We start from the raw sequence: 14,713 nt of genomic DNA, 5'->3' as shown, positions 1-14,713 counted from the left end.
AATTTTAAAAAGTCTAAATGAATAACAAAGGATTCAATTGGTTCTTTCCTATTGCAATCATAGCTCTTTTGCTTTTCTTTGGTTCCAATTTCCTTGGCGGAGATACAGCAAAAACTATTGATGAAGATGGTTTCTTTAGAGAAATGCAGGCAGGGAAAGTTCAGAATATAATTATATACAAAGACATAGAGAAAGCTGATGTTTTCCTTACCAAAGAAGCAAAATCAGCAATGGTTTCCAAAACCGGAAAGGAAAATAATCCTTTTTCAGCTTTAGATATGGCTCCTAAAGCAGATTATTCTGTAAAATATGGAGATCTTCAACTTTTCCTTCAGAAATTTGAACAGATCAAGGCAACAAATCCTGCTATTAAAACAGCAAAAGATTATGGAACCGGAAAAAGCCCTTTCGCAGATATTTTAATCTCTGCATTGATCTGGATCGCCATTCTGGGATTATTCTACTTCCTTCTTTTCAGAAAGATGGGTGGTGGCGGAGGCCCTGGTGGACAGATTTTCTCTATCGGGAAATCTAAAGCTAAGCTTTTCGATGAAAAAGAAAGAATTCAGGTAACATTTAAAGATGTTGCAGGATTAGAAGGAGCTAAAGAAGAAGTTCAGGAAGTTGTAGATTTCTTGAAAAACTCTGAAAAATACACGAAATTAGGAGGTAAAATTCCTAAAGGTGTTCTTTTAGTAGGGCCTCCGGGAACAGGTAAAACCTTATTGGCTAAAGCTGTTGCAGGAGAAGCTAAAGTTCCGTTCTTCTCACTTTCAGGATCTGATTTTGTGGAAATGTTTGTAGGAGTAGGAGCGTCAAGAGTAAGAGATCTTTTTGCTCAGGCTAAAGCTAAATCTCCGGCGATCATCTTTATTGATGAGATTGATGCTATCGGACGTGCGAGAGGAAAAATAATTTCTCTGGTGGGAATGACGAAAGAGAGAATACATTGAACCAGCTTCTTACTGAAATGGATGGTTTCGGAACTGATACGAACGTTATTGTAATGGCTGCAACCAACAGAGCGGATATCCTTGATAAAGCTTTGATGAGAGCAGGACGTTTTGACCGTTCAATCTATGTAGACCTTCCTGAATTGCACGAAAGAAGACAGATTCTTGATGTTCACTTAAAGAAAATCAAGCTTGATGATAGTGTAGATAGAGATTTCTTAGCAAAACAAACTCCTGGTTTCAGTGGTGCAGATATCGCTAATTTATGTAATGAAGCGGCTCTTATTGCAGCGAGAAACAGTCACGAATTTGTTGTAAAACAAGATTTCCTTGATGCGGTAGATAGAATTATCGGCGGTCTTGAGAAAAAGAATAAAGCGATCAAACCTTCTGAGAAGAGAAGAATTGCATTCCACGAAGCTGGTCACGCAACCGTTTCTTGGCTTACTGAGCATGCCTCACCATTGTTGAAGGTAACAATTGTACCAAGAGGACGTTCTTTAGGAGCAGCATGGTATTTACCAGAAGAGAGACAGATTACAACCACTGAACAATTACTTGATGAGATGTGTTCACTTTTAGGAGGAAGAGCAGCAGAACAAGTAGCATTAGGAGATTATTCTACAGGCGCTCAGAATGACCTTGAAAGAGCATACAAACAAGCTAATTCAATGGTGACCATCTATGGTTTGAGTGAAAAAGTAGGGCACGTTTCTTATTATGATAGTTCAGGTCAGTCTGATTATTCATTCTCTAAGCCATATTCTGAGAAAACAGCAGAGGTGATTGATGATGAAATCAAGAGATTTGTAAGTGAACAATATGACAGAGCGATAAAAATTCTTACAGAAAATAAGGATAAATTAGATGCTCTTGCTAACAAGCTTTTAGAAAAAGAAGTGATCTTCCGTGAAGACCTTGAAGAGATTTTCGGAAAGAGAGCATGGGATCCTGAATTAACAGAGAAACCTGTGACCAATACAATCCCTGAGAAAGCTCCGGAAGTATTGGATATCCCTCAGATTAAAGAGAAAGAGGACGAAAGCGAAATACAGGCTCCTGAAAGCCCAACACAGCTTTAAAAGCCTTTTAAATAGGATAAATAAAACCTGACAACTCTAAAATTGTCAGGTTTTTTCATATTTAAGGAGATATTTTGGAATCTATTGTAATTTATTTTCTATTTTTGTATAAAGTTGACTAAAAATAGATTAAGTTGAATTTATTCAAGAGGATTGTAAGCAAACTTACCAACCAGCCTGAAGAAGAGGAAAAACAGAGCCTGGAGAAGCTTGGGGATTCGCTGAAAAATGCGGATCTTGACTATAAGTTTGCGCAATTATTTACGCATTCGGGGGGATTTTTTAATTATTGTGCAGATGAAGCGGAGGCTCTACAAACTTTAAATCAAATTATCAAAATAGAGGGGATAAACAACCTTTTCTGCTGGGATAAGGAACTTCAGAACTTTTTAAATGTTGTGAAAACTACTTATACCTCAGAATTGCAACCGTCAAATGATGCAACATTCATCACCTGTGAATACCTGATTGCTTACGACGGAAGAATAATGCTTTCCCATAATAATATTCTTCATTATCATTCTTCAAGGCTACCGGATAAAATTATTATCATTGCCAATGTTTCGCAGATTGTAAACAACCTGAATGATGCTATGGGGAAAATAAAAAGAAACGGAAATATCAAGAACCTTACTTCCATCAGTGGAAGCCAGTCTAAAATGGACAGTTCTTCCAATTCCAGTACAAAACTGTTTTTATTGTTGCTTGAAGATTAAGCACCCACTTCTAAATTTTAAATCTTGGACAAAAATCTCATTCAAAGAACCATCTCAGGCCTTGTTTATGTAGCCATTATCATTCTTTGTTCGACTCCGTTAGGAGCACAACTTATCAACGGTATTTTCCCTGGTCTTATCCAGCAGCAGTATCTTTATTATGGACTAATAAGCTTTTTGCTGCTTGTAGGAACTTGGGAATGTGTTAAAATCATGAAATTCGGAAAAGGATATGAAAAATGGGTAGTCTATCCATTGGTCATTTTCATATTCTATATTTTTTCCAAGCGGTATTTTCACCACGATTTCTTCTTTGATTTCAGATTAAGCGAAATATTAGCCCTGGCTTTGATTGGAATAGCTGTAGTTACTTTATTCAAATTTCCTAACGAACTATATTTTGATAGTGGTAAACTGATTTTTACGGTCATTTATGTGGCTCTGCCATTCAGTTTTGCATTAGGATTACCTAAGTTCTCCAGTTATAGTGATAATTTTTCTCTGGAAGTTCTTTTCCTTTTTATTTTGATCTGGAGCAGCGATACCTTTGCTTATCTTGTAGGAAAGTTCTTCGGAAAACATAAGATGGCTCCTAAAATTTCCCCTAAAAAAACATGGGAAGGGTATGCCGGAGGTGTTGTTTTAACCTTAGTATTATCTTACTTTATTGAACATTACCAACCTGAGTTGAGAGGAAACTGGATGGTTGTAGGATTTTTAATAGCAGCATTTGCTCCTTTGGGTGATTTAGTAGAAAGCCAGCTGAAGAGAAATTTCGGTGTGAAGGACAGTGGAAACATCATTCCTGGACATGGAGGTGTATTAGATAGACTAGATAGTTTTATTATCTGCGTTCCTGTCGTATATTTGTACTTTATTTTAGAAAAATTTATATAGTCTCATGAAATTGCATAGAGAATCAAAAGGAACAATTACAGTAGCAACAATACTTTTTCTGGTATTGGGTGCATTAGCAATCTATTTCCTTAAAATATGGTCCTTGTTGATCATCGCACCTTTGTTGGTTATTTACTGTCTTATATTCTGGTTTTTCAGAGTTCCAAGCCGTACTATTCTTGATCACAAAGAGAATGTAATAGCTCCGGTTGACGGAAAAGTAGTAATGATCAAAGAAGTGGAAGAAAATGAATTCATTAAAGGAAAAGCCATTCAGGTTTCTATCTTCATGTCTCCTTTGAACGTTCATATTTGTAGATATCCGGTTACCGGAAAGGTGGTGTATAAGAAATACCACCCGGGAAAATATCTTGTCGCTTGGCATGAGAAGTCTTCTACAGAGAACGAAAGAACGACGGTAGCTATTGAAACGTTAACCAACCATAAGGTGGTTTTCAGACAAATTGCAGGATATGTAGCCAGAAGGATCGTATTCTACTGTAATGAGGGCGATCAGGCCAAAGCTGGACATGAGTTTGGATTTATCAAATTCGGATCAAGAATGGACGTATTCCTGCCTTTGGATACGGAGATAATCTGTAAGATCGGAGACATTACCAAAGGAGGTCTGGATGTTATTGCTAAACTAAAGCATTAAAATTTACAATTTTTATTTACTATAAAAAATCAAGAGAGAACCATACAGGTTCTCTCTTTTTATTTAAAACAATCCCTATTCCCTTGAGCCGAGTTTAAATACGCATGAGTAGTATTGAGTATTCCGAAGTGATCTTTTTCCTATTGAGATAGGTAATTTTGTGTTATAATAATACTTGTAATGGTTAAAATCCGATTAATTGCAACCTTGAATTCTGAGTAATTTGAACCTTAATAAAAACGACTTAAATCACCCTCCTTTACCAAATAAAAATAATAAGCAATTCTTTTGTAGGCTTTATTATACCTGAAAAGAACTCTAAGGAGAGAATGAATTTTGCTGAATAGGATTGAACTTTTATTGGAACATAATAAACACTAAAATGATTTATAATTTTTTTTTTAAGATGATTAATAATGAAGTAGAGAAAAGTGAAGCTGATTACGGAAATCTTATTAACCGATATCTGTTTCTATTGTTTTTCATATTCCTGTTTTACTCTATTTTTATCATTGCTTTTTTCGGGGATATGATTATTTCAATATTTCTTTCTGTAATCACCTTTTTCTGGTTATTTCTGATGGCAATAAAAGGAAAAACAGAACGATTTGGAAAAATGTTGAAAATCTCTATTATTTCTATCTTTGTTTTACTTACGATTATTGTTAGTTTTTTTCATATCTACACTTATAAAAACGCAGGTGTAGAATATTTTTATTTTTGTCTTTTGTTTGCAGTCCCTTTTTTTCTCAATTACAAAACAGATTCGTTTTCTATCTATTTTATTGCTTTTATTATCAGCATCAATTTTATTGTCTGTCTGTATTTTGATTTTGATTTACTTTCTAAAAGCAAATTTTTAAAAAAGAATGATTTCAGGACTTTACGACTTTGGAATATCTTATTTTCTATTGCTTCTTTTGTAATGGATATTGTTTTTATTACTCAAAAAGATGCGCTGATCAAGGGGTTGATTCACGAAAAAGAAATAAAGGATTCCACCATCAAAGACTTAGTAAAGACCAATGCAGAATTAATGAAGCACCAAATGCTTATCAATAACCTTTCTGAAGATAATATTCAGGAAATTTTAAATCTTGCAGAAAATAATTCTCCTGTTTTTTTTGATAAATTTCAGATTTTCTTTCCACACTTCATCCCGGAAATTTTAAAGATAAGTCCTAGCCTTATTCATTCGGAGCTATTTTTTTGTGCATTGATGAAGCTTGATTTTGATACTAAAAGGATAGCACAATGTACCAATAATAGTATTCGTGCTGTTGAAAGCAAAAAATACAGGATTCGAAAAAAATTGAATATTTCCTCTGAAATAAACATCAATAGCTTTCTTATCAAGATTTAAACTTTATAATTCTAAGTTTTACTACTTATACGTAGTTTTGAGTAGGTGTGGATGTTATTTTTTTTGCTCACTGTTTATATTTTTACTTTAAAATAACACAATGAATATTAAAAACATTCATATTGGAACACTGATACAGTCTAAGGTGTCAGAACAACAGATTTCAATGGAACGGATTACGAAATTTTTAAGTAAAACAGAAAGTGAGGTTGAGGGCATGTTTCGTGATAAAAGTATTGATACAGATATCCTGTTGAAGTGGTGTAAGCTTTTAAAATTTGATTTTTTTAGATTTTATACTGGCCACCTAATACTATATGCTCCTTATTCCAGAACGGATACCACCATAAAACAACGAGAAGATACGATGGTTTTCAGAAAAAGTATCTATACACAGGAAGTGAAAAACTTTATACTGGAGAAGATAAGATCCGGAGCCATGTCTTCCAATGAAGTTATTACCAGATATAAGATTCCTAAGACAACGCTTCATAAATGGCTGAAAAAAATATAATATGACTCCGGACTATAAACAAATCTATTCAGATATACTGCAGGAAAAATTTCCTGAAAGATGGATTGATATTGAAGTAAGAAACAAGCTTGATACATTGAATTCAGCTCTGGATGTCCTGACATTTAATAAACTGGTTTTTGGAGAACCGGAATACATGATTGGGTTCAGTAATCAGAGACTTCGTTCCTATGATGAAGAATCTATTGTAAAAATTCTTAGATATCAGAAACAAAATAGGCTTAGCAACATGCAGATAAGTAATGATTTTAAGATAAGCAGAAACACAATTACCAAATGGAAATCTATTTTTAAAATATGAAATGAATTTCGTTTCAAATCGCAGGTTGATGCTTTTGGCTGAAGTTATTGAAGAATTATTGAAGAGATGAAGGTGCTTTATTCATGTCTATTATGAGTTTTACTACGCGTGAGTAGTATTGCGTAAGGCAATTTGATTTGTAATGATTTGTGGATGATAATTTTGTGTTGGTTAAATGACTAAGAAAAAATTTAATCATTAAAAAAATTATAACTTAATAAATGATGGACACAAAATTGAAAATGCCTTTGGTGAATGTTTTGCTTATTATGCTGCTTTCTGCCTTTGGAAGATTGTATTCGCAAACCAATAATGGGGCTGTGGGAATTAATACTGCTTCCCCCAATTTGAATTCTGTTCTTGACGTTGTTTCAGGAAATAATAACAAAGGAATGCTTATTCCCCGGCTTACTGAACTACAACGGAATGCCATTACAATCAATAAGACCAATGATGATGGCTTAACGATCTACAATACTACAGAAGACTGTTTCAACTACTGGAGCTTTGCAGATGATGAATGGAAAAGTGTATGCGGACAGATGGGAAAAGGAGTCTTTACTATAGATTGTTCCGCCACCCAGGCCATGGGTAGTTATGTAAAAGGTAAGGATCTTACCAATTCTAATTACTTAAATGTGAAAGTTAATGTAACGAAAGTAGGAAATTATACAATTTCCGGAACCACCTCAAACGGATATAATTTCTATGGAACAGGAGTATTTCTGAACACAGGAATACAAACCCTACAGATTTCAGGTCAGGGTAACCCTCAGAATATCCAGACTGACGAAGTAGCCCTTAACGGCAATGGTATTGATGTAACCTGCACGCCTCCGGTATCTATTACTGTTCTCAGTCCTGCGGGATCTTATACGATGAGCTGTGGAAGTGCAACGGTGAATGGAGTTTATAAAGTAGGAACGGCTCTTACTGCTTCCAATACCATTACTTTGCCGGTAAACGTTTCAGCATTGGGAAGCTATACGATTACCACCAATACTGTAGATGGAATTTCCTTCAAAGGTTCAGGAACTTTTACAGCTACAGGAAATCAGAATGTTGTGCTTCAGGGGACAGGTTCTCCTTCTTCCACAACTATAAAGACGATAACGATTACTTCGGACAGTCAAGGTGGGGTTTCAACAACATGTGCGGTAAATGTTATCGTGGTTGTTCCAAAGAAAAAACTTTTAACGATCGGAGCAGCACCCAATGGTTGTGGCTATAATGTATCGGGAACTTCTCCATCGGGTATGGTGACTAAAGCTGCTGCTAATTTTGGAACATTGGCCAACAGTATTGTAAAATATGAGGGCTGGGATCAGATCATAGATGGTACAGACAGCCCGAACGCTACACAGTTGACAAGCTGGACAACCGGGTCAAATCCTGTAGATATTATTGTAATAGGATATGCATGGGGAATGAATGCTGCAGAAGCACAGGTATTAAAGAACTATCTGGCAAAAGGAGGGGTAATCGTTGCTTATTCTGAAAGTAATGGTGGAATGCAGAATCTTTTCAGAAATGTTTTTGATGGATCAGTCAATACAGGAAGTGTAAACAGTGCAGGAGCGATCTATAAACTGCCACTGACTAATGATGAAATACTGAACGGTCCCTTTGGAGATATACGAGGACTACAGTGGGAGAAGATGCTTCTTCTACAACCTATGCAACAGGACTGCCTTCAAGTGAAATTACAGTATATTCAGGCGATACCAATATCTCTACCGCTTCACCGTCAGGAACTATAGGAAGGGTAACAGCATTTAAGCATAATACACTTAACTTCATCTGGGTAGGAGATGGGGGATTCAACTCTCAGTGTGGATCCGTGGCCTCCCCAAATACCTCAGATATAATATGCCCGTTCTACGCAGATACTAATTATAAGCCAATAGCTAAACCCAGTTATGGAAATGGGGCGGCTGCTTATGAAATGGAGGTGTATAACTCGATATTCTATGCAAACGCTCTTGCTTGGGCAATTAAAAGAGCAGAATTCAGTGGAATAAACACAAAATGATAAGTTTTTTTAAAGAAGACTCCGGTGCAATTATTTGTACCGGAGTTTTTATTTTATATAAGTTTTGATTTCTTCCAGCAGGTTCAATATGAACTCTACGGGTAAATCTTCTTCCACATCAATTAAAAGGATCTTAAACTTCTTTCTTCCATCTTGCGCCAGTTCCGGATAATCCAGCTTATCACCATGATAAAAACTGAGGTAGTGTTTCTTGTATTTTTTGCTGTAATAAAAATAGCACAGCATTTTCTTTTTGTATTTGATGAAGGGAAGTCCAAAGCTTAATGTTTCTGTCAGGTGTTCAGGATCTGAAGCTAAGATTGTTTCCCTTAAAAAAAGAAGAGTACTTCTTTCAGGCTCTTCGATTCTGTAGAAATACTCTTGTATGGGATTCATTTTTATATTGATTTAAAAATAATTAGTCAAAGTTTTGAAGCTCAACCAGCTTGTTGTACATGCCTTTTCTAGCAATAAGGTCATGGTGGGTTCCTTGTTCTACAATGGTTCCCTTTTCCATTACTACAATCCAGTCTGCCTTTTGAATCGTTGATAGACGGTGGGCAATAACTAATGAAGTTCTGTTTTCCATCATTTTTTCCAGCGCATCCTGTACAAACCTTTCAGATTCAGTATCCAGAGCTGAAGTGGCTTCATCCAGAATCATGATCGGTGGGTTTTTCAATACCGCTCTTGCAATAGAAACCCTTTGTTTCTGGCCTCCGGAAAGTTTGTTTCCATCATCTCCGATATTGGTGTCGTACCCTTCAGAAAGCCCCGTAATAAATGTATCTGCATTGGCGATTTTAGCGGCTGCAATCACTTCTTCCCTGGTCGCATTAGGCTTACCCATCAAAATATTATTGTAAACTGAATCGTTGAATAATACAGATTCTTGAGTTACCATTCCTAAAAGTTGGCGATATTCCTGTAATTTTAAATGTTTGATATCTACACCGTCAATCAAGATTTCTCCTTCGGAAACATCATAAAATCTGGCTAAAAGATTGGCAATGGTTGTTTTTCCACTTCCACTTTGTCCTACCAATGCTACGGTCTTTCCTTTAGGAATCGTTAAATCAAAGTTTTTAAGGATCAGGTTGGCTTTATCATAGTAGAATCCAATATTTTTGAATTCAATATTTTTATTAAGTGTTGAGATAGAAACCGGTTCTGCAATTTCTTCGATTTTTACATCTGCGTCCAGAATTTCCAATACTCTTTTCAAAGAAGCTTCTCCTTTCTGTACATTCGAAATAGATGTTGATAAACTCTTTGCAGGCGGTAGAATCTGGAAGAACATTCCCAGGAATACTAAGAAACCTGCAGGGGAAAGACTTTGTTCAACAATAATTTGTTTTCCTCCATACCATGCAATGATTAGGAAAGTGATAGATCCTAAGAATTCACTCATTGGCGATGCTAGCTCTTTCTTTCTTCCTAAGCTGATTGAGCTGGAGATCCATTTGTTCATAGATTTCATGAAACGGTTATCCATGATCTTTTCTGCATTAAAGATTTTAATAACCTTTGATGATTTCAAGGTTTCATCTACAATAGAGAAAATGGTTCCCATTTCATGCTGCGCCTCATGAGAGTCCTTTTTAAGACTTTTACCGATCAAGGCGATCATTGTTCCCATTACAGGGAGTACCAGTAAAGAGAAAAGAGTCATTTCCGGGCTTACAATAAACAATGAGATCAGAGTACTGATTAGCATAAACGGGGCATTGATTAATTCAACCAAACTCCCTAGAATATTTCCTTCCACTTCACCCACATCATTGGACATACGAGACATCATATCACCTTTTCTACTTTCTGTAAAGAAGGAAACGGGTAAAGAAAGTATCTTTCTGTACATAGCACCACGAAGATCCTTGGTAACACCTACACGATAATTAATCAAAAGATATGCTCCCAGATATCTGAAAATATTTCTTAGCAAGAACATGACGGCTGTAATGATACAAAGCCATGCCAGGACTTTTAAAGAACCATATTGAGCGACTAATGACTGTATATAATAATTAGCATAATCTTTTGCATACGTGAAAAAATCAAGAAGTTCTCCTGTATAGGTCGGAGCTACAGTCTTTTCGGCTTTAATTGTCCCGAAAAGCATTCCTAAAACCGGTAAAATAGTTCCTAGTGAAGCAATTTGAAATAAGGAATAGAGAATATTGAACAATAAACTTCCGTAGATATATTTTTGATGGGGTCTCGCGAACCTCAGAATTTTTTTATACTCATTCATTCAATGAAAAATTTGGATAGCAAAATTACGTAAATTTAAAAGATAAGACGTTCTTAATCCTGTTTTACTTTAATTGATATGTTTCAAAAAGAGAGGTTTTGTTACAACCCCTTGAAATAAAGTGAATAAGAATTTGAAATATGTTTCAGAAGACATTGGATTTATGGAGAGATTTAATTTTCTTGAAAATAAAAAAACCGCCTAAAATGACGGTCTTTATGATGAATTTTAAAGTATGTTTAAACTTAATTACAAAAGTCACAAAAGTTTTTATTTTTTTAAACACTTGAGTATACTTTAGAAAGTATAAGGAAATGCCGCAAAATTAAGTTCATATAAGATGAAAATCTTTGATTTTCAACAAAACTTTAGGGTACTTTTTAAAGTATATAGCTTAAACAGCTTTTAATTAAAATTTACCTGCTCGTTATATTTTGGAGCAAAATTCTTAGGGTTTAATTTATCTAGTGTTTTGCCAAAATTATTGATGATTTGAGTCATATTATCAACATCTACAATATTCATATCGTCGTTTACCTGATGATAGTGAGTTGCTTTGGTCATATCAACGGTGGAAAATGAGTGAGCAATAATTTTCTTTTTTACAAAACTAACATTGTCTGAACGATAGAAAAGCTGTTGTTTTGCGTAAGGATCAGCGTTGATTTTTAACCCGTTCACTGCCTGCTTATTGAATAATTCATCAAGATCTGAAAAACCGTCTCCCGTCATATATAATGCATTCTTTCCCCATTGGGATTCTGTTGCTACCATTTCAAAATTGAATAGGGCAGTCATATTGCTGTATATTTTATCGAGGTTTTTATCTTCAGAGATAGCCTGTGATCCAAGCATCCCTTTTTCTTCTCCATTAAAGGCCATGAAAACCATTGAAAATTCAGGTTTTTTGTTTTTGAAATAATCAGCGATTCCTACTAATGTTGTAATTCCGCTGGCATCATCATCGGCACCATTATAAATATTGTCTCCGCTTTTATTGTTGGCTCCGATGTGATCAAAATGTCCTGAAAAACCAAGGTTTTTATCCGATTTACCTTTCTTTATACCACAAACATTATAGGCTGTTTTACCCTTGTAATCAAAGGGGATCAGATAAGAATTTCCTGTACAGTATTCAAGATTATTTTCTTTGAAAAGAGTAGCAATATAATTCGCGGCATTGTCATTTTCTGGAGTTCCAATCTCGCGGCCTTTCATCTCATCAGATGCCAGTGTAGAAATAACAGTTTTTACTCTTTCTTTTGAAACTTCCTGTGCAAAAGTAAATACAGAGAATAATGATACAGTAAGATACGTTAGCTTTTTCATAGTCTTTAATTAAAAGTTATAGGATCTGTCGTCTTTTTGATCAAAATGTTGCAAGGAAGTTACAGAAATTAATTGATCTGTGTAGGAATAGGGAGGAATAGAGATGATATTTAGTCTATACAAATAAAAAACAGCTCCTAAAATTAGGAACTGTTCTCACTCAAAAAATCGTTGTAAGGTTACCGAAGTCTGTCTACAGATTTCACGAGCCTCTCATCTCTGCGGATGTATACGTTTGCTATAAGCAGACAGATTACCGCGATCAATGGGAAAATTGGCTCAATACCCTTCTCAGGAAATTGAATTCCTCCGGATAAGCTTAGCAGCCAGTACACCAATACACCAATCAACAAAGCGTTTATAATGATGCTGATGGTATTCAGCAAAATTTGTCTTTTTCTGTTTTTGAAACTGAAGATACTTAATGATCCAATGATAACAAGGACTATACATCCTATATTAAGTACAGGGATACTGTCGGAAATCACAACATCCTGTCCTGTTATAAAAAGGAAAGCAGCAGCTAAAACTGCTAATAAGGTCCATATGGTTTGTATTCTCTGTAGCATTGAATATTAAATTCTTGGCAAAAATAATATAAATTTTGCACAATTCAAAAATAAGTGTAGATTTGCATTATACAATGTACTTGAAAACCAAAGTCACCGGACTTACTTTTCTTACTCACAATTAATTACATTTTTACATTAAATATGTTTAACATAGAAACGTTAAGGTCAAAATCCGTAACGGAACTGACTAAAATCTTAAAGGATTTGGGCGTTAAAGTTGCAAGAACCAGCAATGAAAATGACAAAATCTTTGCAATTCTTGACTTTCAGGCTTCCAATCCTAAAGTAGCAAAAGATTATTTCAACGCCACCGAAACCAGCATAAATACTGAAGAAGCTCCAGCAGAAAAAACTGTAAAGGCTCCGGTAAAAAAAGCTGCCCCAAAAAAAGCTCCAGCAAAGCCAAGAGCCAATGCGAAAGCTCCAACAGAACCCGTAGTAGAAGAAAAAGTAGAAGAGAAAACGCCGGTTACTGAAGAAATAAAAGCAGAAGAGCCTAAAGTTGAAGAAGCAGTTGCTGCAACAACAGAAGAAGTATCTGCAGCTAATACAGCTAAAAAGAAAAGAAAAAGAGTTTCTCCTAATCCAGGAAATACAGAAACTTCTCAGGAGAGACCAGAAGCTCCTAAAAACACAGAACCTCAAGAGCCTGCTCAGGCCGAAGAAAAGCCTCACAACCCTCAGCAACAGCAACAACAGGCTAACAGATCTCCAAAAGGACACAACCATCCACAGAACAGTGGAAACCAACATAAGAATCAAAACCAGAATCAGAATCAACACCAACACCAAAATCAGAATCAAAACAGACATTCTGAAAAGGCAGAGGAGCAACACGACCATAAAAAAGAATTCAGTTTCGATGGAATGGTAAGCATTGAAGGGGTGTTGGAGATATTACCTGATAACTACGGATTTTTACGTTCATCAGACTTTAGCTATATCTCTTCTCCTGATGATGTGTATGTTTCTACAGCACAGATTCGAAATTATGGGTTAAAAACAGGAGATACGGTTAAAGGAATTGTAAGATTGCCGAAAGAAGGTGAAAAATACTTTTCATTATTAAAACCTACAGAAGTTAATGGACGTGATCTTGCATTTATCAAAGATCGTGTTGCTTTTGAATATCTGACTCCACTTTTCCCTGAAGAAAAATTCAATCTTGCAGGAAGTGAATCTACAATTTCTACAAGAATTGTTGATTTGTTTGCACCGATTGGTAAAGGACAAAGAGCAATGATCGTAGCACAGCCTAAAACAGGTAAGACGATGTTGCTTAAAGATATTGCTAATTCTATTGCAGCAAACCACCCGGAAGTTTATATGATGGTTCTTCTGATAGACGAACGTCCGGAAGAGGTTACTGATATGGAAAGAAGCGTAAATGCAGAAGTAATTGCTTCTACATTTGATGAAGCTGCTGAAAAACATGTGAAAGTGGCCAACCTTGTTCTGGCAAAAGCTCAGAGAATGGTTGAATGCGGGCATGATGTAGTGATCCTATTAGACTCTATTACAAGATTGGCAAGAGCATACAATACCGTAACACCAGCATCAGGAAAAGTTCTTTCCGGTGGGGTAGATGCTAATGCATTGCATAAACCAAAAAGATTCTTCGGAGCAGCAAGAAAAATTGAAGGTGGTGGTTCTTTAACGATCATTGCTACTGCTCTTATTGATACAGGTTCTAAAATGGATGAAGTGATCTTTGAAGAATTCAAAGGTACAGGTAATATGGAACTTCAGTTAGACAGAAAAATTGCTAACAGAAGAATTTACCCTGCTATTGACTTAATTTCTTCAAGTACTCGTAGAGATGATCTTCTTCTTGACGAAGTAACTTCTCAGAGAATGTGGATCTTTAGAAAATACCTTTCTGAGATGAACCCTGTAGAAGCAATGGAATTTGTAAATAAAAACATCAAAGGAACTCTTAATAATGAAGAATTCCTGATGTCTATGAATAAATAAATTTAATTTGTTAATATAAAAAGCACGGATTCTCAGGATTCGTGCTT

General features: G+C 35.5%; 12 protein-coding genes and 1 pseudogene. 9 read left to right on the top strand and 4 right to left on the bottom strand.

All coding sequences use genetic code 11. From position 1 onward, the window contains the following. Positions 1-17: 17 nt before the first annotated feature. The 8 genes and pseudogenes from ftsH (at position 18) to QWZ06_RS25135 (ending at position 8,265) form a co-directional block, all read left to right on the top strand. Positions 18-2,035, top strand: a pseudogene (gene ftsH / locus QWZ06_RS25170) (ATP-dependent zinc metalloprotease FtsH). Positions 2,036-2,169: 134 nt separating this feature from the next. Further along, positions 2,170-2,751 (top strand): LUD domain-containing protein, encoded by a 582-nt coding sequence (locus QWZ06_RS25165; protein WP_290301877.1) that lies wholly within the window; start codon positions 2,170-2,172, stop codon positions 2,749-2,751. 24 nt (positions 2,752-2,775) lie between these two features. Beyond that, positions 2,776-3,648 carry a phosphatidate cytidylyltransferase gene (locus QWZ06_RS25160; protein WP_290301876.1) on the top strand — a complete coding sequence of 291 codons (873 nt, stop codon included), beginning with the start codon at positions 2,776-2,778 and terminating at the stop codon, positions 3,646-3,648. A gap of 4 nt (positions 3,649-3,652) precedes the next feature. Continuing rightward, entirely contained in the window at positions 3,653-4,306 is a 654-nt protein-coding gene (locus QWZ06_RS25155; protein WP_290301875.1) for a phosphatidylserine decarboxylase family protein, read from the top strand. A 406-nt stretch (positions 4,307-4,712) separates the two neighbouring features. Continuing rightward, on the top strand, positions 4,713-5,669 hold the full coding sequence (locus tag QWZ06_RS25150) for a helix-turn-helix transcriptional regulator (RefSeq protein WP_290301874.1): 957 nt from the start codon (positions 4,713-4,715) through the stop codon (positions 5,667-5,669). A 100-nt stretch (positions 5,670-5,769) separates the two neighbouring features. After that, on the top strand, positions 5,770-6,183 hold the full coding sequence (locus QWZ06_RS25145) for a transposase (protein ID WP_290301873.1): 414 nt from the start codon (positions 5,770-5,772) through the stop codon (positions 6,181-6,183). A gap of 1 nt (position 6,184) precedes the next feature. Then, a complete protein-coding gene (locus tag QWZ06_RS25140) occupies positions 6,185-6,505 on the top strand; it encodes a helix-turn-helix domain-containing protein (RefSeq protein ID WP_290301872.1) in 321 nt (106 codons plus the stop codon). 221 nt (positions 6,506-6,726) lie between these two features. After that, positions 6,727-8,265, top strand: coding sequence for a phage tail-like protein (locus tag QWZ06_RS25135; RefSeq protein ID WP_290301871.1), 1,539 nt, complete (start codon positions 6,727-6,729; stop codon positions 8,263-8,265). A 320-nt stretch (positions 8,266-8,585) separates the two neighbouring features. On the opposite strand, the gene QWZ06_RS25130 is transcribed toward QWZ06_RS25135, so the two are convergent. The 4 genes from QWZ06_RS25130 to QWZ06_RS25115 all read right to left on the bottom strand — a co-directional run bounded on the left by QWZ06_RS25130 (position 8,586) and on the right by QWZ06_RS25115 (position 12,689). Then, positions 8,586-8,933, bottom strand: coding sequence for a DUF1801 domain-containing protein (locus tag QWZ06_RS25130; protein ID WP_290301870.1), 348 nt, complete (start codon positions 8,931-8,933; stop codon positions 8,586-8,588). Positions 8,934-8,955: 22 nt separating this feature from the next. Next, entirely contained in the window at positions 8,956-10,791 is a 1,836-nt protein-coding gene (locus QWZ06_RS25125) for an ABC transporter ATP-binding protein (protein WP_290301869.1), read from the bottom strand. Positions 10,792-11,196: 405 nt separating this feature from the next. Next, positions 11,197-12,120, bottom strand: coding sequence for a M28 family peptidase (locus QWZ06_RS25120; protein WP_290301868.1), 924 nt, complete (start codon positions 12,118-12,120; stop codon positions 11,197-11,199). Between the two features lie 179 nt (positions 12,121-12,299). Beyond that, positions 12,300-12,689, bottom strand: coding sequence for a DUF4293 family protein (locus QWZ06_RS25115; RefSeq protein WP_290301867.1), 390 nt, complete (start codon positions 12,687-12,689; stop codon positions 12,300-12,302). Positions 12,690-12,833: 144 nt separating this feature from the next. Between QWZ06_RS25115 and rho the strand changes: the two genes are divergently transcribed. Further along, a complete protein-coding gene (gene rho / locus QWZ06_RS25110; protein ID WP_290301866.1) occupies positions 12,834-14,666 on the top strand; it encodes a transcription termination factor Rho in 1,833 nt (610 codons plus the stop codon). The last annotated feature ends 47 nt before the right edge of the window (positions 14,667-14,713 follow it).

The organism is Chryseobacterium tructae, from assembly GCF_030409875.1.
Classification (GTDB): Bacteria; Bacteroidota; Bacteroidia; order Flavobacteriales; family Weeksellaceae; genus Chryseobacterium; species Chryseobacterium tructae.
Note: the sequence above shows the minus strand (reverse complement) of the source record. Positions and strands in the feature narration are given on the sequence as shown.

Coding starts and splice junctions, on each gene's coding strand:
- QWZ06_RS25150 (WP_290301874.1), top strand. CDS start 4,713: ATGATTAATAATGAAGTAGAGAAAAGTGAAGCTGATTACGGAAATCTT.
- QWZ06_RS25130 (WP_290301870.1), bottom strand. CDS start 8,933: ATGAATCCCATACAAGAGTATTTCTACAGAATCGAAGAGCCTGAAAGA.
- QWZ06_RS25145 (WP_290301873.1), top strand. CDS start 5,770: ATGAATATTAAAAACATTCATATTGGAACACTGATACAGTCTAAGGTG.
- QWZ06_RS25135 (WP_290301871.1), top strand. CDS start 6,727: ATGATGGACACAAAATTGAAAATGCCTTTGGTGAATGTTTTGCTTATT.
- QWZ06_RS25140 (WP_290301872.1), top strand. CDS start 6,185: ATGACTCCGGACTATAAACAAATCTATTCAGATATACTGCAGGAAAAA.
- QWZ06_RS25120 (WP_290301868.1), bottom strand. CDS start 12,120: ATGAAAAAGCTAACGTATCTTACTGTATCATTATTCTCTGTATTTACT.
- QWZ06_RS25125 (WP_290301869.1), bottom strand. CDS start 10,791: ATGAATGAGTATAAAAAAATTCTGAGGTTCGCGAGACCCCATCAAAAA.
- QWZ06_RS25155 (WP_290301875.1), top strand. CDS start 3,653: ATGAAATTGCATAGAGAATCAAAAGGAACAATTACAGTAGCAACAATA.
- rho (WP_290301866.1), top strand. CDS start 12,834: ATGTTTAACATAGAAACGTTAAGGTCAAAATCCGTAACGGAACTGACT.
- QWZ06_RS25115 (WP_290301867.1), bottom strand. CDS start 12,689: ATGCTACAGAGAATACAAACCATATGGACCTTATTAGCAGTTTTAGCT.